The sequence below is a fragment of the Pseudideonella sakaiensis genome (genome assembly GCF_048320135.1).
Lineage (GTDB): Bacteria > Pseudomonadota > Gammaproteobacteria > Burkholderiales > Burkholderiaceae_C > Ideonella_A > Ideonella_A sakaiensis_A.
Genome location: NZ_CP182947.1, coordinates 992,639 through 1,015,589, shown reverse-complemented (window position 1 = coordinate 1,015,589; position 22,951 = coordinate 992,639). Strand labels below are relative to the sequence as shown.

Genomic DNA, 22,951 nt, shown 5'->3' with positions numbered 1-22,951 from the left:
CAGCCGGCGCCGCCGGCCGCCGATGCCGCGACACGGCTGCTGCAGCTGATGCGCCCTGGCACGCTGAACCTGCCGGCCTTGCCGCCGTTGTCCTTGTATGTGCACCTGCCGTGGTGCCTGAAAAAATGCCCTTACTGCGACTTCAACTCGCATGAGTGGGGGCCGCGCAGCGGCGGCAGCAGCGCGTTGCCGCAACAGCGCTACCTCGATGCGCTGCGTGTCGACCTCGAGGCCTCGCTGCCGCTGATCTGGGGCCGGCGCGTGCACAGCGTCTTCATCGGCGGCGGCACGCCGAGCCTGTTCGAACCGGAAGCGATCGACCGCCTGCTCGGTGATATCCGCAGCCTGTTGCAGCTCGAGCCGGACTGCGAGATCAGCCTCGAGGCCAATCCCGGCACCTTCGAGCGCGACCGTTTCCGCGGCTACCGGGCCGCCGGAGTGAATCGGCTGTCGATCGGCGTGCAGAGTTTCGACGACGACAAGCTGCGTGCGCTCGGCCGCGTCCACGATGCGGCGCAGGCGCGCGCCGCGGTGGCCGAGGCGGCCGAGTGTTTCGATACCTGGAACCTCGACCTGATGTATGCGCTGCCCGGGCAGACCTTGGCGCAGTTCGAGGCCGATCTGCAGCAGGCGCTGTCGTTTTCGCCGCCGCATCTGTCGATCTACCACCTGACGATCGAGCCGAATACATTGTTCGCCAAACATCCGCCGGCCGGTCCGAACGCCTTGCCCGACGACGATCTGGCCTGCGAGATGCTCGACCTGATCGCCGAGCGCACCGCTGCAACCGGCCTCGAGCGTTACGAGGTCTCGGCATTTGCGCGCGCCGGCCACCGCTGCGCGCACAACCTGAACTACTGGCAGTTCGGCGACTATCTCGGCATCGGCGCCGGCGCCCACGGCAAGCTCAGCTTTGCGCACCGGGTGATCCGCCAAGTGCGCTTCCGCGATCCGCTGAACTATATGCAGCAGGCCGAAGCCGGTGCGGCAATCGCGCAGGAGAACGAGGTGCCGCGCAGCGAGCTGCCGTTCGAGTTCATGCTCAATGCACTGCGCCTGAAGGACGGTTTTGCACTGGCCGATTTCAGCCAGCGCACCGGCCTGCCTCTGGGTGCGATCACGAGGGGGCTCGACGAGGCCGAGCAGCGCGGCCTGCTGCAGCGCGACTTCGAGCGCGCCTGGCCGACGGTGCGCGGCTTCGACTGGCTGAGCGACCTGCAGGCGCTGTTCCTGGCCGCCGACTGACCCGGTTTCGGCATCGATCTCTGGAAGATGGCGGGCTTGCACCCGCTTGTTCCGCGCCTGCCTTCAGCGCTCGCGCGGTAGACTGCCTCGAATCCGTCAAGAGGCGTAATGGCCGGCGTCGATCAAGATGACTCCTCACTCGTCAGATTCCGCGACAGCGGCGCAGCCATCGTCCGCGAGTGGGAGTCGCCGCTCGCCGTCGGCCGCGCTCGAGCTCGACTCGGCGCTGCAGTTGCTGGTGCAGTCGGGTCATCCGTTGCCGGAAGGGCTCGAGCGCGGCTCGACCGCATGGCTGCAGGCGGTGGTCGACGGCCTGTGCCAGATATCCAGCCGTGATGCGCTGACCGGCTTGTCGAACCGGCGCCAGTTCGAACTGGCCCTGGCGCGCGAAGTCGACCGGGTCGCGCGGGCCGGTGAGCCGGCGCTGCTGCTGCTGGCCGACATCGATCATTTCAAGCGGGTCAACGATGAACACGGCCACAACGCCGGCGATCTGGTCATCAAGTCGGTCGCGAAGGCGCTGCAGGACTGCATCCGGCCGATGGACACGGTGGCCAGGCTGGGCGGCGAGGAGTTTGCGGTGATCCTGCCGAATTGCCCGCCGGCATTCGGCTTCACGGTATCCGAACGCATCCGCAACAAGGTCAAGAACAGCTCGGTCGCGGTCGCGCCGGGCGTCGATGTCAGCGTGACGATCAGTCTCGGCGGCGCGTTCGCTCCGCAATGGGTGCGCTCGTCGGCGCTGTTGTGGATCGAACGCGCCGACCAGCAGCTGTACCGCGCGAAGGCCAATGGTCGCGATCGCACCTGTCTGGAGGAGGCTGCCGTGATGCAGGTCAGTGCGGAGGAAAAGAGTCTGTTGTTTGCGGTTTCCCAGTTTCAGGATTTCGAATGAGCTCCGCCAAGATAGCCCATCGACCAGCGGCAGCCCGCCCGGCCGCCGCGCGTGCCAGGATCTCGGCCGTCACCAGCGGCAAGGGTGGCGTCGGCAAGACCTTCATGTCGGCCAATCTCGCCGCTGCGCTGGCCCGCCGGGGCGAACGTGTGCTGGTGCTCGACGCCGACCTCGGCATGGCCAACCTCGACGTCGTGCTGAACCTGTTTCCGAAGGTCACGCTGCACGACGTATTCACCGGCAAATGCACGCTCGAGGAGGCTTTGCTGCCGGCGCCCGGCGGTTTCGACGCGCTGCTGGCCGGCTCCGGGCTGGTCGAATATTCGCGCCTGACCTTCGAGGTGCGCGATCAGCTGCTCGACGTGATCAAGACGCTGTCGCCGCGTTATGACCGGATCCTGCTCGATACCGGCGCCGGCATCTCCGATGTGGTGCTGTATACCGCGTCGCTGGCCGATGACATCATCATCGTCGCGACGCCCGAGCCGACCTCGCTGACCGACGCCTATGCCACGATCAAGGTGCTGGCCGCGCAGCAGAAGCGGCGGCTGATCCATCTGATCGTCAACCAGTCGACGCGGGCCGGCGAAGGGCGGGTGATCCGCGGCCAGCTGCAGCAGGTCGTCGACCGTTATGTGACGCCGACGCTGATGAAGGATGCGGACGGCGCCAGCGAATCGGTGAAGCTGGTGCTGATCGGCGAGGTGCCGACCGACCAGAATGTCCGCGATGCGATCCAGCGCCGCCAGCTGCTGATCGAGATGATGCCCGGCAGCCCGAGTGCCCGCGCGGTGCAGGCGATCGCCGAGAAGATGACGCCGGATTGACACGCTTGTCGGAGCAGGCCACGTCGCAGCCGCGCACACCGTTCGAGATGCTCGGCGGTGAGGCCGCGGTGCGCGCGCTGGTCGACCGCTTCTACGATCTGATGGACCTGCGCAGCGATTGCCGCACCCTCCGCGCGCTGCACCCGACAGCGCTCGATGGTTCGCGCGACAAGTTGTACTGGTTTCTCTGCGGCTGGCTCGGCGGCCCCGATCTGTACCAGCAGCGTTTCGGCCATCCACGGCTGCGCGCACGGCATCTGCCGTTTTCGATCGGCATCGCCGAACGGGATCAGTGGATGGCCTGCATGCTGCAGGCGATGGACGAGCTCGAGGTCGATCCGGTGCTGGCCGAGCGACTCGCAAACTCGTTTTTCCAGACCGCCGATTTCATGCGGAACAGATAACGGCGCGGTCAGTCGGACTCGCGCACGTTGGTCGCCTGCGGGCGAGCCGCGGCCGGTCTCAGCAGCACCACCAGTGCGCCATGACCGCCGTCGGCGGGTCTGGCCTGGACAAAGGCGATCACCTGCTGGCGCTGCACCAGCCAGCTCTTGACCTTCGACTTCAGCACCGGTTCGCGGCCCGGCGAGCCAAGACCCTTGCCGTGGACGACACGCACGCAGCGGATGCCCTTGCGCACCGCCAGCCGCAGAAAATCGCCCAGCGCCTGCCGCGCCTCGTCGCGGCGCAGCCCATGCAGATCGAGTTCGGCCTGGATCGCCCAGCCGCCGCGGCGCAGCTTGCGCAGCACATCGATGCCGATGTCGGCACGGCGGAACGACAGCGCATCGTCGGTCTCGAGCAGCGATTCGACGTCGAACTCGTCGGAGATCGCCTCGTGCAGCACCGCCGCATCGTCGAGTTCGCGTTGCCGCGCGACCGCTGGCGGCGGCTGGCGCTCAAGCGGCGCCGGCGGCTGGCGGCGCAACGGCACGACGCTGCCGACCGTGCGGCTGAACAGTTGCCGCTCGTGTTCGAGGCAGGCCGCGCGTTCGCGCTGCTCGGCCTCGGCGGCGAGGCGCTGCCGGCGCGCCTGATCCAGCGCCTGCTTGACCGCGGCCAGCTGGTCGAGACCAACGCTGCGTTCGGACCGCTCGCTGCGCCCGGATCGGGCCGGCCGGCTCACAACAACCCCCTTTCGGCAAACGAGACGACCTGGCAGCGCGAGACGACCAGGTGGTCGAGCACACGCACATCGACCATCGCCAGCGCCGATTTCAGCGTCTGCGTCAGGTATTCGTCGGCCCGCGACGGCTCGGCGACGCCCGACGGATGGTTGTGCAGCAGGATCACCGCGGCGCAATTGATCGCGAGGCAGCGTTTCAGCACCTCGCGCGGATAGACGCTGGTCTGCGTCAGCGTGCCGCGAAACAGTTCCTCCCATTGCAGCAGCCGGTGCTGCGCATCGAGGTACATCAGTGCAAAGACCTCATGGTCGAGGTGGGCGAGGCGCAGCCGCGCATGTTCCTTGACCTGGCCCGGCGACTCGAAGACCGGCCGCTCGGCGAGCCGGCCGGCGAGCGCGCGGCGCGCCAGCTCGAGCACCGCGCCAAGCTCGGCGCGTTTGGCCGGCCCCAGCCCCTTCACTTGGCGCAGTTCGGCCGGCCCCGCACGCAGCAGGCCGTCGAGGCCGTCGAATGCCGCGAGCAGCTGCTGCGCGAGCTGCAGCACGTTGACGCCCTTCAGCCCGGTGCGCAGCAGCAGCGCGACCAGTTCGACATCGGCCAGCGCCGCCGGCCCGAGGGCGAGCAGCTTTTCGCGCGGTCGCGCGTCGGGTGGGAGGTCGTTGAGCACCGGTGCCCGCCGACGGTCGGCGTGGTTGATGGACAGACTGGACATTGCAACGCTTCGATGCGAATCACGCATCCCTCGTTCGGCGGGGCAGGGTGCGGCTTCCATCGTCGCCGGCATCAATGCTGCGGTTAACCCGGGGCGGCAGCGGGGTGCGCCAAGCCGTCCCAGGGCCGACTTTGCCTGCCCGTCCTAAAATTGCAACAGTCTATCGAAGTGGAAATCTCCTTGAACATCGTCCAAGACGGCTCGTTTCTGACGCTGCACTACCGCCTGCGCGGCCCCGACGGGGCCGACGTCATCAATACCTTCGGCGAGCAGCCGGCGACCTTGTCGATCGGCACCGGCGAACTGGCACCGGCCGTCGAGCAGCGATTGCTCGGCCTGGCCGAGGGCTCTCACGAACGTTTCGAGCTGGCGCCGGGCGAGGCCTTCGGCGCGCGCAACCAGGAACTGCTGCAGCGCGTGCGGCGCAGCCTGATGGATGAACTCGGCGACCCCGATGCCGACTATTCGGTCGGTGACGTCGTGCAGTTTCCGACCCCGGACGGGCAGGGCGCCTACGCCGGCGTGGTCAGGGAAGTCGGCGCCGACTGGCTGCTGTTCGACTTCAACCACCCGTTGGCCGGCCAGCCGGTCAGTTTCGAAGTGCAATTGATCGGAGTGTTGTGATGTCGCCGTCGATCGAAGAGGTGGTGCTCGCCGAGCCGCGCGGATTCTGCGCCGGCGTCGACCGAGCGATCGAGATCGTCGAGCGCGCGCTGGCCAAGTTCGGCGCGCCGATCTACGTGCGCCATGAAATCGTCCACAACACCTATGTCGTCGACGACCTGAAGGCAAAAGGCGCGATCTTCATCGAGGACCTGGCGGACGTGCCGCCGGGCGCGACGCTGGTGTTCAGTGCCCACGGCGTCAGCCAGGCGGTGCGCCGCGAGGCGAAGGAACGCGGCTTCTCGATCTTCGACGCCACCTGCCCGCTGGTCACGAAGGTGCACGTCGAGGTCGCGAAGCTGCACCGCGAGGGCTATGAATTCATCATGATCGGCCACAAGGGGCATCCCGAGGTCGAGGGCACGATGGGGCAGTTGTCCGAAGGCATCCACCTGGTCGAGGATGTCGCCGACGTGGCCGACGTGCAGGTGCGGCAGACCGAAAAGCTGGCGGTCGTCACGCAGACCACGCTGTCGGTCGACGATGCGGCGGAGATCCTCGCTGCGGTGAAGCGGCGCTTTCCGCTGGTGCGTGAGCAGAAGCAGCAGGACATCTGTTATGCGACGCAGAACCGCCAGGATGCGGTCAAGCTGCTGGCGCCGAAGGTCGACATCCTGATCGTCGTCGGCAGCCCGACCAGTTCGAACAGCAACCGGCTGCGTGAACTCGCCGAGCGCCTCGGCACCGAGGCCTACATGGTCGACGGCCCGTCGGACCTGAAACCGCAGTGGTTCGAGGGCAAGCGCCAGGTTGGCCTGACGGCCGGTGCATCGGCGCCGAATATCCTCGTCGAGCAGGTGATCGAGCGGCTGCGCGCACTCGGTGCGGTGTCGGTGCGGCACATGCCCGGCGTCGTCGAGACGATCGAATTTCCGCTGCCGAAGGGGCTGAAGCTCGGTTGACAAAACCGCCGCCGGGGCGAAGCCCCCACGGATTCCTGGTAATTGCAAATGAGAATGGTTCGCGGTAAGATCTGCCGCGAATGACCCGCCACGCCTTTCCCCAAATGGTTTCTGTGTCCGCCCGGAATGCGGACAATCGCGCTTTTCGCACGAGCACAAGGAGCCGTCCATGAAGGGTGATGCCAAGGTCATCGAGCACCTCAACGCGCAGCTGAAAAACGAGCTGACCGCGACCAACCAGTATTTCCTGCATTACCGGATGCTGAAGCACTGGGGTTTCAGCCGGCTTGCGAAGAAGGAATATGAAGAGTCGATCGGCGAGATGAAACATGCCGACGCGCTGATGGAGCGCATCTTCATGCTCGACGGCCTGCCCAACCTGCAGGACCTCGGCAAGCTGCTGATCGGCGAGGACGTTCCGGAAATCCTGAGCTGCGACCTGCAGCTGGAATCCGGCGCACAGGCGACGATCAAGGCGGCGATCGCGCACTGCGAATCGGTGCAGGACTATGTCTCGCGCGAACTGCTGCGCGAGATCCTCGACGACACCGAGGAACACATCGATTTCCTCGAGACGCAGATCGACCTGATCGGCAAGGTCGGCCTCGAGAACTACCTGCAATCCCAGATGGGCGACGCTAGCTGAGAGCGCTGCGCCCAAGCCACTGAAGGAAACCCCTGCGATGATCGTCTGCATTTGTGCCCGCGTCTCCGACCGCCAGATCCGCCAGGCGGCGGCCGACGGTGCACACAGCCTCGAGTGCCTGCAGATCGATCTGGGCGTGGCGATGAAGTGCGGCAACTGCGCCGATTGCGCGGTCAAGGTGCTCGGCGAGGCCTGTGGCGGCGCAGCGGCGAAGGCTGGCAGCCACCAGGCCGTGCACTGGCAGCAGCTGCAGGCCGCCTGAGACCGGCGCCTGCCTACAATCGGCGGCTCTTCATCCAGACCGCCTGCCGTGGGGCAGGCGCACCGCCATGCTCGACATCAGTCAGTTGCGCAAAGACCTCGACCGCGTGATCGCCGCGCTCGAGCGGCGCAGGTCTCCTCAGCCCTACCTTGACGTCGAGCGATTCCGCAGCCTCGAGTCCGAGCGCAAGCGGCTGCAGAGTGCGACCGAGGAACTGCAGGCGCGCCGCAACAGCCTGTCGAAGCAGATCGGCGGCCGCAAGGCGAAGGGCGAGGACGCGACCGAACTGCTGGCCGAGGTCGGCGGCATCGGCGAGCAGATGAAGGCGTCGGCCGACAGCCTCGAGGTGATCCAGGCCGAACTGTCGGCAATGCTGATGGGGCTGCCGAACCTGCCACATGTCGACGTGCCGGACGGCGCCGACGAAACGGCAAACCGCGAAATCCGCCGCTGGGGCGAGCCGCGGCAATTCGACTTCGAGGCCCGGGACCACGTCGACATCGGCGCGCCGCTCGGCCTCGACTTCGATACCGGCGCGAAGCTGTCGGGTTCGCGCTTCAGTTTTCTGCGCGGACCGGTGGCGCGGCTGCACCGCGCACTGGCGCAGTTCATGCTCGACAAGCAGACCGATGCACACGGCTATACCGAGTGCTATACGCCGTATATCGTCAACCGCGAGGTGCTCGAAGGCACCGGCCAGCTGCCGAAATTCGAGGAAGAGATGTTCTGGGTCTCGCGCGGCGGCGACGAGCAGCATGCGGTGCAGTATCTGATCTCGACCTCGGAGATCTCGCTGACCAATTCGGTTCGTGAGCAGGTGCTGGCCGAAGGCGTGCTGCCGATCAAGTTGACCGCGCACAGCCCGTGTTTCAGGTCGGAAGCCGGCAGCGCCGGTCGCGATACCCGCGGCATGATCCGCCAGCACCAGTTCGACAAGGTCGAGATGGTTCAGATCACCCATCCGGACAAGTCGTACGAGGCGCTCGAGGAGATGCTCGGCCATGCCGAGGCGATCCTCCAGGCGCTCGAATTGCCGTACCGCGTCGTGTTGCTGTGTGCCGGTGACATGGGTTTCGGCTCGGCGAAGACCTACGACCTCGAAGTCTGGCTGCCGGCGCAGCAGACCTACCGCGAGATCAGCTCGGTGTCGAACTGCGAAGCCTTCCAGGCGCGGCGGATGCCGACCCGCTTCAAGAATGCGCAGGGCAAGAATGAACTCGTCCACACACTGAACGGCTCCGGGCTGGCGGTCGGCCGTGCGCTGGTCGCGGTGCTGGAGAATTTCCAGAATGCCGACGGATCGGTGACGGTTCCCGAGGTGCTGCGGCCCTATGTCGGTGGCCAGGCGCTGCTGAAGCCCTGAGGAGATTCGATGAGCGTCGATACCAAAACTGTCGCCACGCACCTGCTGCAGGCTTATCGGCAGGGCACGCTGATGGCGCTGCCATCGGCGCAGGGCAATTTCACGCTCGAGCAGGCGTTTGCCGCAGCGGAGGAAATCCGCCAGTTGCGCATTGCCGCTGGCGAAACGGCGGTCGGCTACAAGATCGGCTTCACGAACCGCAGCATCTGGCCGAAATACGGCGTCTTCGCCCCGATCTGGGCGCCAGTATGGGACAGCACGACCGCGCTGCTCGACGCCGCCGATGCATCGCTGTCGCTTGACGACCTGGTGCAGCCGCGGCTCGAGCCGGAAATCGTCTTCGGTTTTGCGCGTGCGCCGGAGCCGGGCATGTCGGCCGAGCAGCTGATCGGCTGCCTCGACTGGGTCGCGCACGGCGTCGAGATCGTCCATACGCACTTCGAAGGCTGGAAGTTCACCGCCGCAGATTCGGTTGCCGATTTCGGGCTGCACGGCGCGCTGCGCGTCGGCCCGCGTTGCAGCGTGCGCAAGTTCCAGCATCTGTCGCAGCAGCTCGCCGATCTGCAGATCGAATTGGCGTGTGACGGCGAGGTGGTCGACCGCGGCCAGGGCAGCCTCGTGCTCGATTCACCGCTGCAGGCATTGCACCTGTGGCTGCAGGCGATGCAGTCGCAGACTCCGCAATGGCAGGTGAAGGCGGGTGATGTCGTCACCACCGGCACATTGACCGACGCCTGGCCGCTGCGCCCTGGCCAGCGCTGGACGACACGCTTGTCCGATCAGCGGCTGGCCGATCTGGACCTGTCGATCACCGATTGAGCAACCGGCCCGGCCGGGCGTCTTCTTTGTCGGCTAGAATCATGGGCTGCATCGACGACCAGCGCGAGCAAGACACCAGGAGAGGTGGCAGAGTGGTCGAATGTACCTGACTCGAAATCAGGCGTGTCGCAAGGCACCGCGGGTTCGAATCCCGCCCTCTCCGCCAGACAGCAAACAGAAACGGGCCCTCGCGGCCCGTTTTTTGTTGGCCGGTCGTGATCGCTTCGGCCGGCCATTTTTCGCCGGATGCGTCCGGATCAAGGAATGAATGGGTCGAATTCCACCCAGAACCCGCAGTTCTGCGCTGCGGCCACGACCGCCGCGCCGCCGGTCGGCTTCGGCAGATGGGCGCCGAGCAGGCCACCGGACAAGGTGCCGAAGACGATCAGCAAGGCCGTCCACAGTGCGACGCGGCGCCGGGCGGTGTCGAGTTGCAGCAGGATGGCGTCCGGTTCGGCAAACACTTCGCCGCCGGTGTGGTTGGCAGGTCGGCCGATGCCGCGCTCGCGCCATCGCTTGCCGGCCGGCGGTGCTGAGCGGGGCGCGGCGGCCGCGTCACGCGGCAGCCCGTCGGCATGTTCCATCGGCAAGGCGACCATGTGTGCTCCCGCTGATGCGCCGCTCGCAGAAATCTCCCGCCGGCGGCACATCTGTCGAACCACGTTGATGATGGGCCAGCCAGCGCGGGCTGTCATCCCTCGTCCACGGGGGGCCGGATGGACCGCGGCTTGCTTGTTGCCGGGCTGCAGCCTGCTAGAGTCGCGCGAGCCTTTTCCCGGAACATCATGCGAACCCTCCATGCCGCCGCGCTGATCGCCACGCTCCTCGCCTCCACCTGGGCCCACGCCTTCGATCTGCAGGGCCACCGCGGCGCCCGCGGGCTGGCGCCGGAAAACTCGGTTCCTGGCTGGAAAAAGGCGATCGAACTCGGCGTCGATACGATCGAATGCGACATGGGTGTCACCCGCGACGGTGTCGTCGTTGTCCACCACGATCTGCGGCTGAACCAGGACATCACCCGCGGCCCGGATGGGCAGTGGCTGGACAAGCCGGGCCCGTTGATCCGCGAGCTGAGTTTTGCCGAACTGCAGCAGTACGACGTCGGCCGGCTGAAACCCGGCAGCAAATATGCGCAGGATTTTGCCGAGCAGCAGCCGGTCGACGGCACGCGGATTCCGAAACTCGCCGATCTGTTCGAACTGGCGAAGGCCTCCGGCAAGGCCGACCTGCGTTTCGATTGCGAAACCAAGCTGTCGCCGCTGGAGCCCGACGCTACGCTGCCGCCCGAAGCGTTTGCCAAACGCGTGATCGACGAGATCCGCCAGCATGGCATGGCCGAACGGACGATGATCCAGTCGTTCGACTGGCGCACGCTGCAGATTGTGCAGGAGCTGGCACCGGAAATCCGCACGATGTACCTGTCGTCGCCGCGCACGCTGAAGCCGGAGCCGGATGGCAAACCGTCGCCGTGGCTGGCCGGCTTTGCACCGGAGCAGCACGGCTCGGTGCCGAAGGCGGTGAAGGCCGCCGGCGGCACAATCTGGGCGCCGAACCAGACCTACCTGACGCCGGAACTGCTGGCCGAGGCGAAGTCGCTCGGGCTGACGGTGATCCCGTGGACCGTCAACCAGCCGGAGATGATGCGCAAGCTGATCGACATGGGCGTCGACGGCATCATCTCGGACCGGCCGGATCTGCTGCAACGCGAGCTGCAGCGCAAGCGCTGATGCCCGTTCAGCCGCGCCACTCGTCGATCAGCGACGCGACCAGCCCGGTCCAGCCGGTCTGGTGGGATGCGCCGAGGCCGGCGCCGGTGTCGCCGTCGAAATATTCGTGGAAGCTCAGGTGGTCGCGCCAGTGCGGGTCGTGCTGGAACTTGTCGATCGTGCCGTAGCCCGGGCGCCGGCCGTCGGCGCCGCGCGTGAAGATCGAGATCATGCCGTTGGCCAGTTCTTCTGCGATCTCGCCGATCGTCCAGCGCCGGCCGTCGTTGCTGTCGATCACGATGTCGTCGCCATAGGCAGTCGCCAGCTTGCGCAGCGATTCGATCATCAGAAAGGTGGTCGGAAACCAGATCGGGCCGCGCCAGTTCGAATTGCCGCCCTTGATCTTCGACACCGCCTCGGCCGGTTCATAACGCACCTCGCCATGGTCGAGCACGAACGGATGCGCGGCATGCCACTTCGACAGGCTGCGCAGGCCGAACGGTGACAGGAACTCGTTGCCATCGGCGACGCGCTGCAGGATGCGCCGCAGCTGGTGCAGGTCGACGATCGTCAGCGCCAGCGTATTGCCGTCGTCGTGCTGCGTGCGGTTGACGCACAACGCGACCAGATCGCGCCGGTTCTCGAGGAACCAGCGCACATTGCTTGAGAAGTCGCTGAACTGCTCGATCCAGTGGGCATCGAGGCGCTCGACCGCATACAGCGGGATCAGCCCGACCAGCGAGCGCACGCGCAGCTTCTCGAAGCGGCCGTCAGGATACTGCAGCACGTCGTAGAAAAAACCGTCCTCCTCGTCCCACAGGTTGTGGTCGCGCCCGCCCATCTGCTTCATCGCGGCGCCGACATAGACATAGTGCTGGAAAAACTTGCTCGCCAGCCATTCGTAGGTCCGGTTCTCCTTTGCGAGCTCGAGCGCGATGCGCATCATCACGAGGCAGAAAAATCCCATCCAGCCGGTTGCGTCCGACTGTTCCAGCGTCGCATCGCCGGGCAGCTTCTCGGAGCGGTCGAACAGCGTGATGTTGTCGAGCCCGAGAAAACCGCCTTCGAAGATGTTGTTGCCGTTGTGGTCGACCTTGTTGATCCACCAGGCGAAGTTGATCAGCAGTTTCTGGAAGCAGCGCTCGAGAAATTCGCGATCGCCCTTGCCGCTGCGGATGCGGTCCATGTTGTAGACGCGCCAGACCGCCCACGGGTGCACCGGCGGGTTCAGATCGGAGAATTCCCACTCATAGGCCGGGATCTGCCCGTTCGGATGCTGGAACTGCTCGAACAGCATGAACCACAACTGCTCCTTCGCGAACTGCCCATCGATCAGCGCGATCGCAACGGTATGGAAGGCGAGGTCCCAGGCCGCAAACCACGGGTACTCCCATTTGTCGGGCATCGACAGCACCCGCATCGAGTTCAGATGGTTCCAGTGCTCGTTGCGGATCGTCTTGCGCGACTCCGGCGGCGGCGCCTTCGGGTTGTCGCCCTTCAGCCAGAGTTCGACGTCGAAGATGTAGTTCTGCTTCGACCACATCATTCCGGCAAAGGCCTGGCGCTGGATCAGCCGCTCGTCGGCGCTGGCATTGGCCGGATGGATGGCCGCGTAGAACTCGTCGGCCTCGGCAAGCCGTTCGGCAACGATCCGGTCGATGTCGAGCAGCGGATCGGCAAGCAGCGCCGGCGTCAGCCGCAGCCTGATCACCGTCGACCCGCCGGCCTCGACGAAGCGGTGGTAGTGCAGTCCGGCCTTGGTGCCGCTGCCGGCCGGATTGCATGCCGGCTCGCCGTCGACGATCTGCCGATGGAAGGCGTCCTTGACCCAGCGCCGGCCGTCGTCGGCGGCTTCGCCGTACAGGTGGCGCAGATTGCTTTCATTGTCGGTGAACAGCGCCGCTGCATCGTCCTGCGCATAGAGCCGGCGTGGGCCGAGCTGGTAGCGAAAAGGCAGATTGCGCAGGCCGTCGGTCTTGGTCTCGTCGGCCAGCAGCGAGATCCAGCCCGGCCCGCACGGGCCGCGCTCGATCAGCGGTTCGCGTTGCCGGTGTTCGCCCCAGCCCCAGATGTTGCGGAACCACAGCTGCGGCAGCAGATGCAACCAGGCGGCATCGGGCCCGCGATTGAATGCCTCGATGCGGATGCAGATGTCGTCGGTGCCAGCCTTCGCATATTCGACGAAGACATCGAAATAGCGGTCGTCATCGAAGATGCCGGTATCGAGCAGTTCGAACTCCGGGCCCTTGCCGCCGCGGGATCGGTTCTCGTCGATCAGCCGCTGGTAGGGATAGGCTGCCTGCGGGTATTTGTAGAGGTAACGCATGTAGCTGTGCGTCGGCGTGCTGTCGAGGTAGAAGTAGTACTCCTTCAGGTCCTCGCCATGGTTGCCTTCGGTCGACGTCAGCCCGAACGCGCGCTCCTTCAGGATGGCGTCGGCACCATTCCACAACGCAAGCGAAAAACACAGCAGCTGGTAGCGGTCGCAGAAGCCGGCCAGGCCGTCCTCGCCCCAGCGGTAAGCCTTGCTGCGCGCCATCTCGTGGGTCAGGAAACTCCATGCCGAGCCGTCGGCGCTGTAATCCTCGCGCACCGTTCCCCACGAGCGCTCGCTGAGATAGGGGCCCCAGGCCTGCCAGTCGGCGAGCCCGTCCTTGTGTTGCTGCAGCCGTGCCTTTTCCTGCTGAGCCATTGCAGCCGGCCCTCCCGCCGGCGCTGCCGCGCATCGAAAGCCCAGTATCGGGCGATCGGCGCCGTTGGCAATCCGGCAAACCGCTCGGCCGCGGCGGGATCGTCAGCCGCTGCGTTCGCCGCGAGGGCGGCGCGGCTTCTTGGCGGCCGCGGCCTTCTTCGTGGGGGCGGCACGCGGTTTTTTCTTGCTGGCGGCCGTTTTTGCCGGCGTCGGTCGGGCGCGCGGTTTGGCCGGCGCTGCGCTCCTGTCGGCTGGCTCGGCGGCCTCGCGTGACGATTTGCGCGGTGCCGTTGCCGTCGCTGCCGCGGGCGGCAGCGGCAGGCCGGCGGCAACTTCGAAGGCATGTTCGAAGTGCTCGGCAAGCCGGCGGATGTCGGGCAGCGCGCGCCGGCAGGCGAGCAGGCCGACACACAGCTGGCCCAGATAACTCTGCACCGTGATGTTCAGGCCGATGCCGTGGACAACGATCGACAGTGGATACATCACGCTCAGCTTGGCGCCGGCCAGGTACATCGGCTGTTGCGGCCCCGGCACGTTCGAGATCACCAGATTGGCGATTCGCAGCTTGCCGGCCAGGCCTGTGCGGCCGAACATCGCGGCCAGCCCGCCGAGCAGCCAGGGTGCGCCGAGCGACGGGAAATCCTGCGGCAGCAGCTTGCCGAAACGACCGATCTCGCCCTTCATCCGACGCGTCGATCCGGTGATCGCCGCCAGCCGTTGCCATGGATCGGCGAGCTCGCTCGCCAGATCGACCAGCGTCATCGAGACCTGGTTGTTGTTGCGCGAGTCGTCTGCCGCGCGCAGCGATATCGGCACGCCGGCCACCAGCGAGCGCTCGGGCAGCGCGCCGTCCTCGAGCAGATGCTCGCGCAGCGCGGTGCTGCACAGCCAGATCACGATGTCGTTGATCGATGCGCCGTGCGCGCGGCCGACCACCTTCAACTGCTCGAGCGGCAACGCGACGCCGGCGAACACCCGTTGGCTGCCGACCGGCGCATTGAACGGTGTCTGCGGCGCGAGTTTCAGGCGGCTGCTGCTGCCCGGCGACTGCTCGGTCTGCGGCGACCGCACCTGCGCCGCCGCTCGCACGCCGGCCAGTGCCGCACTGGCCAACGGCGGCAGCAAGCCGGCGAAGCGGCGCAGCTGCAGCCACTGGTTGGACAGCGTCGCCGTCAGCAGGTCGCCGATCGCCGGCTGGGCGGCCGGCCGACGCTGCCGGCGCCGCGGTTTCAGCGGGCGCGCATCCGGCGTCGTGTCGAACACCACGCCGGCGAGCGCGACGGCGGCCTGGCCGTCGACCGCGGCATGGTGCAGCTTCGAATAAAGACCGAGGCGGCCGTCGGCCAGGCCTTCGATGACGTGGAACTCCCACAATGGCCGGCTGCGGTCGAGCAGGCCTGCATGCAACTGCGCGGCCAGTGCCTCGAGCTGTTCGATCGTGCCGGGCGCGGGCAGCAGATGGTGGCGGATGTGGTGCTTGAGATCGACGTCGGACTCAGTGATCCACAGCGGGTTTGCGATCTCCAGCGGCAGCGGCGCGAGCTTGCGCGTGAAGACCGGCGCCAGATGGAGTCGCGCGGCGATGTGTGCCCTGACGCTGCCGAGCCAGCCGGCCGGCTCGGCCGTTTCGGGCGGCTCGTACAGCGCCAGGCTGCCGACATGCATCGGCATTTCGGCGCGCTCCAGATGCAGGAAGGCGCCATCGACGATGCTGAGGTGATCGAAGGAGGTCATCGCGCCGATTGTCCGCCGGCGCTGCGCCGCAGCCTCAGGAGCGGGCCGCGCGGCGCGATTCGAGCTCCTCGCGAACGACATTGACGTGCTCGCCGACGCGGGCGACGACATCCTGCAGTTCCTCCGGCGTGCAGCCGAGCTGACGGCTCCAGTATTCGATCTCGAACGGGTCGGCCGAATGGATGCGGCCCGGATCGAGTGGGGAAAAATCTGCTGGCATCTGCACCATGCTGCTGGTCTCCTGCGAGGTCGGATCAGATCCGATGTTCTACCGTCGACGATGCGCGACATTGATGTCGGTCAAGCGCCGCCCATCTGGGGGCTGCCGCGACGAGCGCCGCCTCCGTTGGCGGCAGCATGAACCCTCGTCGACGCCTTGTCCAGCGTGTGCAGGCAGTCGCCGGGCTTGCCTGTTCACCTATCTTTACCGCTGCATCATGCCGGCTTCACTGCACGAGACGATCATCGATTTCGAGGCCGGGGAACTCTGCCGGCCGTTCATCAACTCCACAAAGGAAGCCTCATGTCAGTGAACAATTCTTCGCGCCGCGGCGTCACGCGGACCGTGCTTGGCAGCCTGCTGGTTGCCGCAGCCGCACTGGCGGCGCAACCGAGTCTGGCCCATGGCGAGCGCCACCATGGCGGTGGCGGTGGTCACCACGGCATGATGATGGAAGGCGGCGGCCCCCAGCAGCGGCACATGGCCCGCATGCTCGACTTCGTCGAAGCCACCGATGCCCAGCGCGCCTCGGTCAAGGGCATCGCCGATGCAGCCGCCGCGAAGGCGAAACCGCTGCGCGACCAGCAACGTGCACTGCGCGAACAGGCTCGTGCGCAGATGAATTCGGGTGTCGTCAACCGCACCGCCGCCGAGAGCATGCGCCAGCAGATGGTGGCGTTGCACGACCAGACGAGCAAGATCAGGCTCGATGCGATGCTCGATATCGCCGACCAGCTGACCCCCGAACAGCGCGCGAAAATCGGTGCGATGATGGCCAAGCGTGCCGAGCACAAGCGCGAGCACCGGATGCAGCACCACGGCGACGCGGCGCCGAAGTCCTGACGCCATTGCAGCGGGCCTGCCCGGTCCGCATATCCGTCTGCCGGCAGCCGCCGCAGCCCTCGAGGCTGTGGCGGTTTGCCGTTGTCCGATCCGCCCAGAATCCCATTGCCGAAAGCGACCGATGAGTTCCCGCCTGCTGATGATCGATGACGATGCACGCCTGTCGACGATGGTCGGCGACTATCTTCGCGCCGCCGGTTTCGAAGTCGAGGTTGCCGGGTCGCTGGCCCAGGGACGCGAAAAGCTGGCCGCCGCATCGTTCGACGCACTGCTGCTCGATCTGATGCTGCCCGATGGCGATGGCCTCGACCTGTGCCGCGAAATCCGCTCCGACCACCGGACCCGCGCGATGCCGCTGCTGATGCTGACGGCGCGCGGCGAACCGCTCGACCGCATCGTCGGGCTCGAACTCGGCGCCGACGATTACCTGCCGAAGCCATTCGAGCCGCGCGAACTGCTGGCCCGCGTGAAGGCGCTGCTGCGCCGCGCGACCCGGCAGCCGAGCGACGACGAGGTGCTGCGTTTCGGTCGGCTCGAGATCGACCTCGGCTCCCGCGTCGCGCGCCTCGACGGCCAACCATGCGAACTGACCAGCCACCAGTTCGAATTGCTGGTCGTGCTGGCGCAGAGCCCGGGCCGCGTGTTGTCGCGCGACCAGATCATGGACGCGTTGAAGGGCCATCCACTGGAGGCCTTCGACCGTTCGATCGATGTCCACATCTCGCGCATCCGTGCCGTCATCGAGGACGACCCGAAGGAGCCGCGCCGGGTGCTGACGGTGCGCGGCGCCGGGTATGTGTTCGCGAAGAAGCAGGACGCCGACGAGGCGCGCTAGCGGCTCGCCGGCGCGCGACTCCGCAGGGCCGAAGCCGGGATGGCGATGAAATTTCCGACGTTGAAGACGCTGACGCTGCGCATCTACCTGACGGTGGTGGCGGTGCTGCTGCTGTTCGCCGGCGTTTCGACCTGGCTGATCCAGCGTCACATCGACGATGAGCGCGAACGCACCGAGTCGATGGTCTCCGACCGCACCGGCGCCTGGGCTGAACTGATCCAGCGCTCCTTGCCCGGCGTCGATGCGCCGCGCGACGAGCAGGCCGCTGCGCTGCGCGACTGGTCGGCGCGGCTGCGCATGCCGCTGGCGCTCGACGACCGCAATGGCGAGCGGATCGCCGAGGCCGAGCTTTTTTCGCGCCGCGAAGGCAGGCCCTGGGTGCGGACCTTTGCCGTCAAGCTCGAAGACGGCCGAACCCTGTGGATCATGCGACCGCAGCGGCGGCGCGCACTGCAGGCTGGCGAAGAGCGGGCCGGACCTCCGCCCTGGGCCGAACATCGGCATGGTGCGGCGGGCCGCGTCGGAGGCCCACCACCGCCCGGCCCCGATGAACTGCTGGCTTGGCCGCGTGGCGTCGGTCTGCTGGTGCTGCTGGTGCTGTTGTTCTTTGCGGTTGCCGGTGCGGCCTGGCCTGTGGCGCGCGCGCTGACACGGCGGCTGGCGGCGCTGAAACTCGGCGTTGAGCGATTCGGCGCCGGCCAGTTGAGCCACCGCGTCGAGGTCTCGGGGCAGGACGAGGTCGCGGCGGTTGCCAGCAGCTTCAACCAGGCGGCGGCGCGGATCGAGGCGCTGGTGCGTTCGCACCAGAGCCTGCTCGCCAATGCCAGCCATGAACTGCGCTCGCCGCTGGCGCGGATGAAGATGGCGATCGAACTGCTCGACGAGGTGCCGGCGGCGCAGCGGCCGGCGCTGCGACGCGAGATCGATACCAACATCGCCGAGCTCGATGCACTGGTCGAGGAGGTGCTGCTTGCGAGCCGGCTCGATGCCGCATCGGAAGCGCCGGCGCGCGACCCCGTCGACCTGCTGGCGCTGGCCGTCGAGGAGGCGGCACGGGTCAATGCCGAAGTCAGCGGCGAAGCGCCGCAGGTGTTCGGTGACGAGCGGCTGCTGCGCCGTGCGCTGCGCAACCTGCTCGAGAATGCGCGCCGCTACGGCGGCGGTTCGATCCTGGTCGAGATGCGCCGCCGCGGCGAATGCATCGAGGTGGCCGTCTGTGACCGTGGGCCGGGCGTTCCACCGTCGTCGCGTGAGCGCATCTTCGAGCCGTTCTACCGCCTGCCGGGCCATGCCGAGCAGGCCGGCGGCGTTGGCCTCGGGCTGAGCCTGGTGCGGCAGATCGCCGAACGCCACGGCGGCTCGGTGCGTTGCGACGCGCGGCCGGGCGGCGGCAGCTGCTTCGTCATCACTCTGCCGGCGCCGTCACCACGCTGAGGCGCTGGCGGAAGGCCCACGCCATCAGCGCGGTCAGGCCGCAGGCGGCCAGTGCAAGCCCGACGGTCGATGCGATCCAGAAGCCGCGCGCTCCGTGCAAGGGCTGCGGGATCAGGCCCCACGGATCGAACGCGAGCAGGTAGCCGCCGCCGAGGCCGACCCCCCACAGCGAGAAAACGAAGATGAACATCGGCACCGTCGCAATCCGCCACGCCCGCAACACGAAGGCAGCGACGCCTTGCGCCGCATCGGCAAAGTGGAATACCGCGACCCAGGCGAGCAGCGGCAATGCGGCGGCGATCACCGTCGGGTTGTCGGTATAGAGGCGCACGATGCCTTCGCGGCCGAAAAACACCGCAGCGCCCATCAGCCCGGCACTCGCCAGCCCGATCTGCAGACCATGCCAACCGACGCGTCGGGCGGTCACCAGATCGGCGGCGCCGATGCGCTGCGCGACCAGCGTGCCGGTCGCATTGCCGAGCGCGAGCGGCATCATGAACATCAATGCGACCAGATTGGCCGCCAGTTGATGGCCGGCCACCGGCGCGGTGCCGAGCCGGGTGATGAACAGCGCCATGAAGCTGAAGCCGGTGACCTCGATCAGGATCGTCAGCCCCATCGGCACGCCGAGCCGCAGCTGCGCCTTCAGTGCGCTGCGGTCGGGCGGATTGAGCAGCGGCTTGCCGCGCGCCAGCGGCACGTCGAATGGCCGATAGAAGCGGTCGTTGCGCAACAGCCACCCGGCCGCGAGCAGCTGCGCCCACATCACGATCGCGGTCGCGATCCCACAGCCGACGACGCCGAGCGAGGGCACACCGGCTGCCGGCAGGCCGAACACCAGCAGCGTCGACAACGGGATCTTCAGTGCCAGGCCGCCGATCTGCAACGCCATTACCGCCTTCGGCCGCGAGACGGCGGTGTTGAAACCACGGTAGGCTGCAAAAACCAGCGCCGCCGGCAATGCAAAGGCCAGCGCGAGCAGGTAGGCGCTGGCCTTGCCGGCAACCGCCGGCGTGGCCTGCGACAGCGCAAGAAATGGCGCCGGAAAAGCCAGCACCAGACAGCCGAGCAGGCTCAGCGCAATCGCAAGCCACACCGCCTGGTGCAACTGGTGCCCGGCAGCGACCAGCTGCCGCCCGCCGAAAAACTGGCCGCTGATCGGCGCGACCGCGATCACCACGCCCATCAGACCGATGAAGACGGTGATGTAGGCCGCTGCGCCAACCGCCAGTGCGGCCAGGTCGGCCGCCGAATGGCGGGCGACAAGCAGCGTATCGACGGTGCCGAACGCGACGACCGAGACCTGTCCGATGAAAACCGGCCACGCCAACGGCGCAATCTGCCGCGCGCTGTCGGCAAGGGTCGACGGCGGCGGCGGCAGGACCGACGCGGTGGCCGGCTCGGCGCCGACGACGCTCATCGTGCCGGGCCGGAACTGCCGTCGTCGACGAGGGCGGTCGGATCGGGATGGTCGGCGCCGCTGGCACGCCGCGCCCGTTCGGCATAGCGGTTGAAGCGCCAGGCCGTGCCTTCGCGGGTGATGCGCCGCCAGGTTGCCCGCTTGTCGGCCGGGCTCATCGACGGCCAGTGCTGCACCTCGTCGAAGGTGCGGCCACAACCCTTGCAGACATCGTCACCCTGGCTGGTCGAGCAGATCGCGATGCATGGCGCATCCGGTGTCGATGCGTACCAGGCCAGCCAGGCGTCGAGCGCAGCGCGCGGCATCGTCCGCTCGTCGCATTCGTATTCGCGGTAATAGACCATCAGCGCATACACCTCGGCCAATGCGCGCACCTCGGCACAGGCGGTAATGCCGTCGGGCGACGGCCGGCGCTCGCGCCACCAGTTGATGGCCGATTCGATGTCGACGATGTGGATTGCGGCCACGGCGAAGCGTCGCTGGTGGTGCTCAGGCGTCCTGCGCGGCAACCAGTGCGGCCAGCGCCTGCTCGAGTGCGGGCCGCCCGGCCGGCGCATTCAGCGCCGGCAGATCGGCCAGCGCCGCCGCGCCTTCGGTCTTCAGCCGCTTGATCCAGGCGCCGGCCTCGCGGCCCTCGGCAAAACCTTCGCTTTGCAGCAGCAGCTCGCCGTCGGCCGATACCAGCTTGAAATAGAAGCGGCCATCACTTTCGCGGTATTGCTTGAAGACCGGCGTGGCCGCGGCGCTGTCGGCCGCCTCGGCGGTTGGCATTGCGGCCTGTTGCAGGCTGGCGCGCATCGGGCGCAGACCAACCGCGCGGCGCAGGCTTTCGAGAAACGGCTTGGCCACGGCGCGCGCCTTGCTGGCGCCGGCCTGCAGGATTTCCTCGATCTGCTCCGGATGGGCCATCAGGTCGGCGTACTGGTCGCGCAGCGGGCCGATCTGCTGCTCGATCACGTCGACCAGCCGCTCCTTTGCCGCGCCCCAGCCGAGGCCGCCACGCAGTTCGGCGCGAAATGCCGCACGCTCTTCGGCATTGGCAAACACATCGTGGATCGCGACCAATGCGCTGCCTTCGGGCTCCTTCGGTTCGCCCGGCGCGCGTGAATCGGTGACGATGCGGGCGACGGCCTCCTTCAGCGCGCGCGAGCCGCCTTCGAACAGTGGAATGATGTTGTCGTAGCTTTTCGACATCTTCCGGCCGTCGAGGCCCGGCAACAGCGCCACCGCCTCCTCGATATCGGCCTTCGGCAGCACGAACAGGTCGTGGCCCTGGCCGAACAGGTGGTTGAAGCGCTGCGCAACGTCGCGCGCCATTTCGATGTGCTGGGCCTGGTCGCGGCCGACCGGTACCCGGTGCGCATTGAACAGCAGGATGTCGGCAGCCATCAGGATCGGATAGCTGTACAGGCCCATCGTGATGCCGGCATCGGCATCCTCGCCGGCGTCGAGGTTGGCTTCGAGCGCCGCCTTGTAGGCGTGGGCACGGTTCATCTGCCCCTTCGCGGTGACGCAGGTCAGCAGCCAGGTCAGCTCGGGCGTCTCCGGAATGTCGCTTTGCCGGTAGAAGCACACCCGCTGCGGATCGAGGCCGGAAGCCAGCCAGGTCGCCGCGATCTCGAGCCGCGACCGCTCGATGCGCGCCGGGTCGTCGCACTTGATCAGCGCGTGGTAGTCGGCGAGGAAAAAGAAGCTTTGCACCTCCGGCTCGCGGCTGGCCGCGATGGCCGGGCGGATCGCGCCGACATAGTTGCCGAGGTGGGGCGTTCCGGAAGTGGTGATGCCGGTCAGGACGCGTTGTTTCATGGGGGAGGGTCGCGTGGAGGGAGGCGGCGCGTCGGGCCCGAAAAGTCACGGGCGGTGCGCAAGGCAGGGGATTTTAGGTGCGCCAACCGGTTGGCGTCGGTGCGGGCCCTACACTGCGCGCCGATGAAACGAATCGTGATCCTGATTTCGGGCCGGGGCTCGAACATGCTGGCGATCGCAGATGCCTGCCGCGCGGAACGTTGGGAAGCAGAGATATCCGCGGTGATCAGCAGCCGGCCGGATGCCGCCGGCCTGGACAGCGCCGCCGTGCGCGGCATCCCGACCGTGGTCGTCGATCACCGCCAACATGCCGATCGAACCGCGTTTGACGCGGCGCTGGCCGCCGCGATCGATTCGTTTGCGCCCGACCTGCTGGTGCTGGCCGGCTTCATGCGCATCCTGACGACGCCGTTCGTCAGCCGCTACGCCGGCCGGATGGTCAATGTCCATCCGTCGCTGCTGCCGGCGTTCACCGGCTTGCACACGCACCGCCGCGCGATCGAGGCCGGCTGCAAACTGGCCGGCGCGACGGTGCATTTCGTGACGCCGGAACTCGACCACGGCCCGATCATTGCGCAAGCCGTCGTGCCGGTGCTGCCGGGCGACGACGAGGCGAGTCTGGCGGCGCGGGTGCTGCAGGCCGAGCACGAAATGCTGCCTCGCGCGGTGCGCTGGCTGGTCGACGACGCGTTGCATGTCGATGGCGCCGGCATCGTGCGCCACCGCTCAGGCGAGCCACAGGCGTTTTTTTCGACGGGGCTCTCCGCAGCGGCTGCCGATGCCGCGCCGGGATAATCGGA

The 22,951-nt window shown here is 67.2% G+C and carries 25 protein-coding genes and 1 tRNA gene; 17 read left to right on the top strand and 9 right to left on the bottom strand.

Annotated features, from left to right (window positions below; all coding sequences use genetic code 11):
* Positions 1–48 precede the first annotated feature (48 nt).
* From hemW to ACNH6H_RS04420, 4 genes are all read left to right on the top strand, one after another.
* Entirely contained in the window at positions 49–1,245 is a 1,197-nt protein-coding gene (gene hemW, locus ACNH6H_RS04435; protein WP_418321222.1) for a radical SAM family heme chaperone HemW, read from the top strand.
* Between the two features lie 127 nt (positions 1,246–1,372).
* A complete protein-coding gene (locus ACNH6H_RS04430) occupies positions 1,373–2,140 on the top strand; it encodes a GGDEF domain-containing protein (RefSeq protein WP_418315970.1) in 768 nt (255 codons plus the stop codon).
* Positions 2,137–2,967 carry a MinD/ParA family protein gene (locus ACNH6H_RS04425; RefSeq protein ID WP_418315968.1) on the top strand — a complete coding sequence of 277 codons (831 nt, stop codon included), beginning with the start codon at positions 2,137–2,139 and terminating at the stop codon, positions 2,965–2,967. The genes ACNH6H_RS04430 and ACNH6H_RS04425 overlap by 4 nt, the downstream gene beginning before the upstream one ends.
* A 47-nt stretch (positions 2,968–3,014) precedes the next feature.
* On the top strand, positions 3,015–3,371 hold the full coding sequence (locus ACNH6H_RS04420) for a group II truncated hemoglobin (RefSeq protein ID WP_418321220.1): 357 nt from the start codon (positions 3,015–3,017) through the stop codon (positions 3,369–3,371).
* 8 nt (positions 3,372–3,379) lie between these two features.
* On the opposite strand, the gene ACNH6H_RS04415 is transcribed toward ACNH6H_RS04420, so the two are convergent.
* Both ACNH6H_RS04415 and radC read right to left on the bottom strand, forming a co-directional pair.
* On the bottom strand, positions 3,380–4,093 hold the full coding sequence (locus ACNH6H_RS04415; RefSeq protein WP_418315966.1) for a Smr/MutS family protein: 714 nt from the start codon (positions 4,091–4,093) through the stop codon (positions 3,380–3,382).
* Entirely contained in the window at positions 4,090–4,806 is a 717-nt protein-coding gene (gene radC / locus ACNH6H_RS04410; protein ID WP_418315965.1) for a RadC family protein, read from the bottom strand. The genes ACNH6H_RS04415 and radC overlap by 4 nt, the downstream gene beginning before the upstream one ends.
* A 180-nt stretch (positions 4,807–4,986) precedes the next feature.
* Here radC and ACNH6H_RS04405 point away from each other — a divergent pair, with 180 nt between their 5' ends.
* The 7 genes from ACNH6H_RS04405 (at position 4,987) to ACNH6H_RS04375 (ending at position 9,627) form a co-directional block, all read left to right on the top strand.
* Positions 4,987–5,430 (top strand): FKBP-type peptidyl-prolyl cis-trans isomerase, encoded by a 444-nt coding sequence (locus tag ACNH6H_RS04405; RefSeq protein WP_418315963.1) that lies wholly within the window; start codon positions 4,987–4,989, stop codon positions 5,428–5,430.
* On the top strand, positions 5,430–6,371 hold the full coding sequence (gene ispH, locus ACNH6H_RS04400) for a 4-hydroxy-3-methylbut-2-enyl diphosphate reductase (RefSeq protein ID WP_418315962.1): 942 nt from the start codon (positions 5,430–5,432) through the stop codon (positions 6,369–6,371). The genes ACNH6H_RS04405 and ispH overlap by 1 nt, the downstream gene beginning before the upstream one ends.
* A 169-nt stretch (positions 6,372–6,540) precedes the next feature.
* Positions 6,541–7,017, top strand: a complete 477-nt coding sequence (gene bfr, locus ACNH6H_RS04395; RefSeq protein ID WP_418315960.1) for a bacterioferritin — start codon at positions 6,541–6,543, stop codon at positions 7,015–7,017.
* A gap of 37 nt (positions 7,018–7,054) precedes the next feature.
* On the top strand, positions 7,055–7,279 hold the full coding sequence (locus ACNH6H_RS04390; protein WP_418315958.1) for a (2Fe-2S)-binding protein: 225 nt from the start codon (positions 7,055–7,057) through the stop codon (positions 7,277–7,279).
* A 67-nt stretch (positions 7,280–7,346) separates the two neighbouring features.
* Positions 7,347–8,642 carry a serine--tRNA ligase gene (gene serS, locus ACNH6H_RS04385; RefSeq protein ID WP_418315957.1) on the top strand — a complete coding sequence of 432 codons (1,296 nt, stop codon included), beginning with the start codon at positions 7,347–7,349 and terminating at the stop codon, positions 8,640–8,642.
* A 9-nt stretch (positions 8,643–8,651) separates the two neighbouring features.
* Complete coding sequence (locus ACNH6H_RS04380) at positions 8,652–9,461, top strand: 2-keto-4-pentenoate hydratase (RefSeq protein WP_418315955.1); 810 nt, start codon at positions 8,652–8,654, stop codon at positions 9,459–9,461.
* Positions 9,462–9,539: 78 nt separating this feature from the next.
* Positions 9,540–9,627: transfer RNA gene (locus tag ACNH6H_RS04375), tRNA-Ser, on the top strand.
* A gap of 91 nt (positions 9,628–9,718) precedes the next feature.
* Here ACNH6H_RS04375 and ACNH6H_RS04370 read toward each other — a convergent pair.
* Positions 9,719–10,060, bottom strand: a complete 342-nt coding sequence (locus ACNH6H_RS04370) for a hypothetical protein (RefSeq protein WP_418315953.1) — start codon at positions 10,058–10,060, stop codon at positions 9,719–9,721.
* A gap of 186 nt (positions 10,061–10,246) precedes the next feature.
* Between ACNH6H_RS04370 and ACNH6H_RS04365 the strand changes: the two genes are divergently transcribed.
* Positions 10,247–11,188 carry a glycerophosphodiester phosphodiesterase gene (locus ACNH6H_RS04365; RefSeq protein ID WP_418315951.1) on the top strand — a complete coding sequence of 314 codons (942 nt, stop codon included), beginning with the start codon at positions 10,247–10,249 and terminating at the stop codon, positions 11,186–11,188.
* A 7-nt stretch (positions 11,189–11,195) separates the two neighbouring features.
* Here the strand turns inward: ACNH6H_RS04365 and ACNH6H_RS04360 are convergent, their stop codons facing one another.
* The 3 genes from ACNH6H_RS04360 to ACNH6H_RS04350 form a co-directional block, all read right to left on the bottom strand.
* The gene (locus tag ACNH6H_RS04360; RefSeq protein ID WP_418315950.1) at positions 11,196–13,859 is read right to left on the bottom strand and encodes an MGH1-like glycoside hydrolase domain-containing protein; all 2,664 of its coding nucleotides are present in this window, start codon (positions 13,857–13,859) and stop codon (positions 11,196–11,198) included.
* 102 nt (positions 13,860–13,961) lie between these two features.
* The gene (locus ACNH6H_RS04355; RefSeq protein ID WP_418315948.1) at positions 13,962–15,593 is read right to left on the bottom strand and encodes a WS/DGAT/MGAT family O-acyltransferase; all 1,632 of its coding nucleotides are present in this window, start codon (positions 15,591–15,593) and stop codon (positions 13,962–13,964) included.
* Between the two features lie 34 nt (positions 15,594–15,627).
* Entirely contained in the window at positions 15,628–15,813 is a 186-nt protein-coding gene (locus tag ACNH6H_RS04350; protein WP_418315946.1) for a DUF3606 domain-containing protein, read from the bottom strand.
* Between the two features lie 7 nt (positions 15,814–15,820).
* Between ACNH6H_RS04350 and ACNH6H_RS04345 the strand changes: the two genes are divergently transcribed.
* From ACNH6H_RS04345 to ACNH6H_RS04330, 4 genes are all read left to right on the top strand, one after another.
* On the top strand, positions 15,821–16,126 hold the full coding sequence (locus ACNH6H_RS04345; protein ID WP_418315944.1) for a hypothetical protein: 306 nt from the start codon (positions 15,821–15,823) through the stop codon (positions 16,124–16,126).
* The gene (locus ACNH6H_RS04340) at positions 16,117–16,656 is read left to right on the top strand and encodes a Spy/CpxP family protein refolding chaperone (protein WP_418315942.1); all 540 of its coding nucleotides are present in this window, start codon (positions 16,117–16,119) and stop codon (positions 16,654–16,656) included. Before ACNH6H_RS04345 ends, ACNH6H_RS04340 begins: the two co-directional genes overlap by 10 nt.
* 121 nt (positions 16,657–16,777) lie before the next feature.
* A complete protein-coding gene (locus ACNH6H_RS04335; protein WP_418315941.1) occupies positions 16,778–17,491 on the top strand; it encodes a response regulator in 714 nt (237 codons plus the stop codon).
* A 45-nt stretch (positions 17,492–17,536) separates the two neighbouring features.
* Complete coding sequence (locus tag ACNH6H_RS04330) at positions 17,537–18,925, top strand: HAMP domain-containing sensor histidine kinase (protein WP_418315940.1); 1,389 nt, start codon at positions 17,537–17,539, stop codon at positions 18,923–18,925.
* Here ACNH6H_RS04330 and ACNH6H_RS04325 read toward each other — a convergent pair.
* From ACNH6H_RS04325 to ACNH6H_RS04315, 3 genes are read right to left on the bottom strand one after another with little or no spacing between them, the layout of a single operon-like run.
* Positions 18,897–20,345 carry an MATE family efflux transporter gene (locus tag ACNH6H_RS04325; RefSeq protein WP_418315938.1) on the bottom strand — a complete coding sequence of 483 codons (1,449 nt, stop codon included), beginning with the start codon at positions 20,343–20,345 and terminating at the stop codon, positions 18,897–18,899. The two genes, ACNH6H_RS04330 and ACNH6H_RS04325, sit on opposite strands and share 29 nt — an antisense overlap.
* The gene (locus tag ACNH6H_RS04320) at positions 20,342–20,812 is read right to left on the bottom strand and encodes a DUF3717 domain-containing protein (protein ID WP_418315937.1); all 471 of its coding nucleotides are present in this window, start codon (positions 20,810–20,812) and stop codon (positions 20,342–20,344) included. The genes ACNH6H_RS04325 and ACNH6H_RS04320 overlap by 4 nt, the downstream gene beginning before the upstream one ends.
* Before the next feature lie 22 nt (positions 20,813–20,834).
* On the bottom strand, positions 20,835–22,151 hold the full coding sequence (locus tag ACNH6H_RS04315; protein ID WP_418315936.1) for a tryptophan--tRNA ligase: 1,317 nt from the start codon (positions 22,149–22,151) through the stop codon (positions 20,835–20,837).
* Positions 22,152–22,274: 123 nt separating this feature from the next.
* Here ACNH6H_RS04315 and purN point away from each other — a divergent pair, with 123 nt between their 5' ends.
* On the top strand, positions 22,275–22,946 hold the full coding sequence (purN, locus tag ACNH6H_RS04310) for a phosphoribosylglycinamide formyltransferase (RefSeq protein WP_418315934.1): 672 nt from the start codon (positions 22,275–22,277) through the stop codon (positions 22,944–22,946).
* The last annotated feature ends 5 nt before the right edge of the window (positions 22,947–22,951 follow it).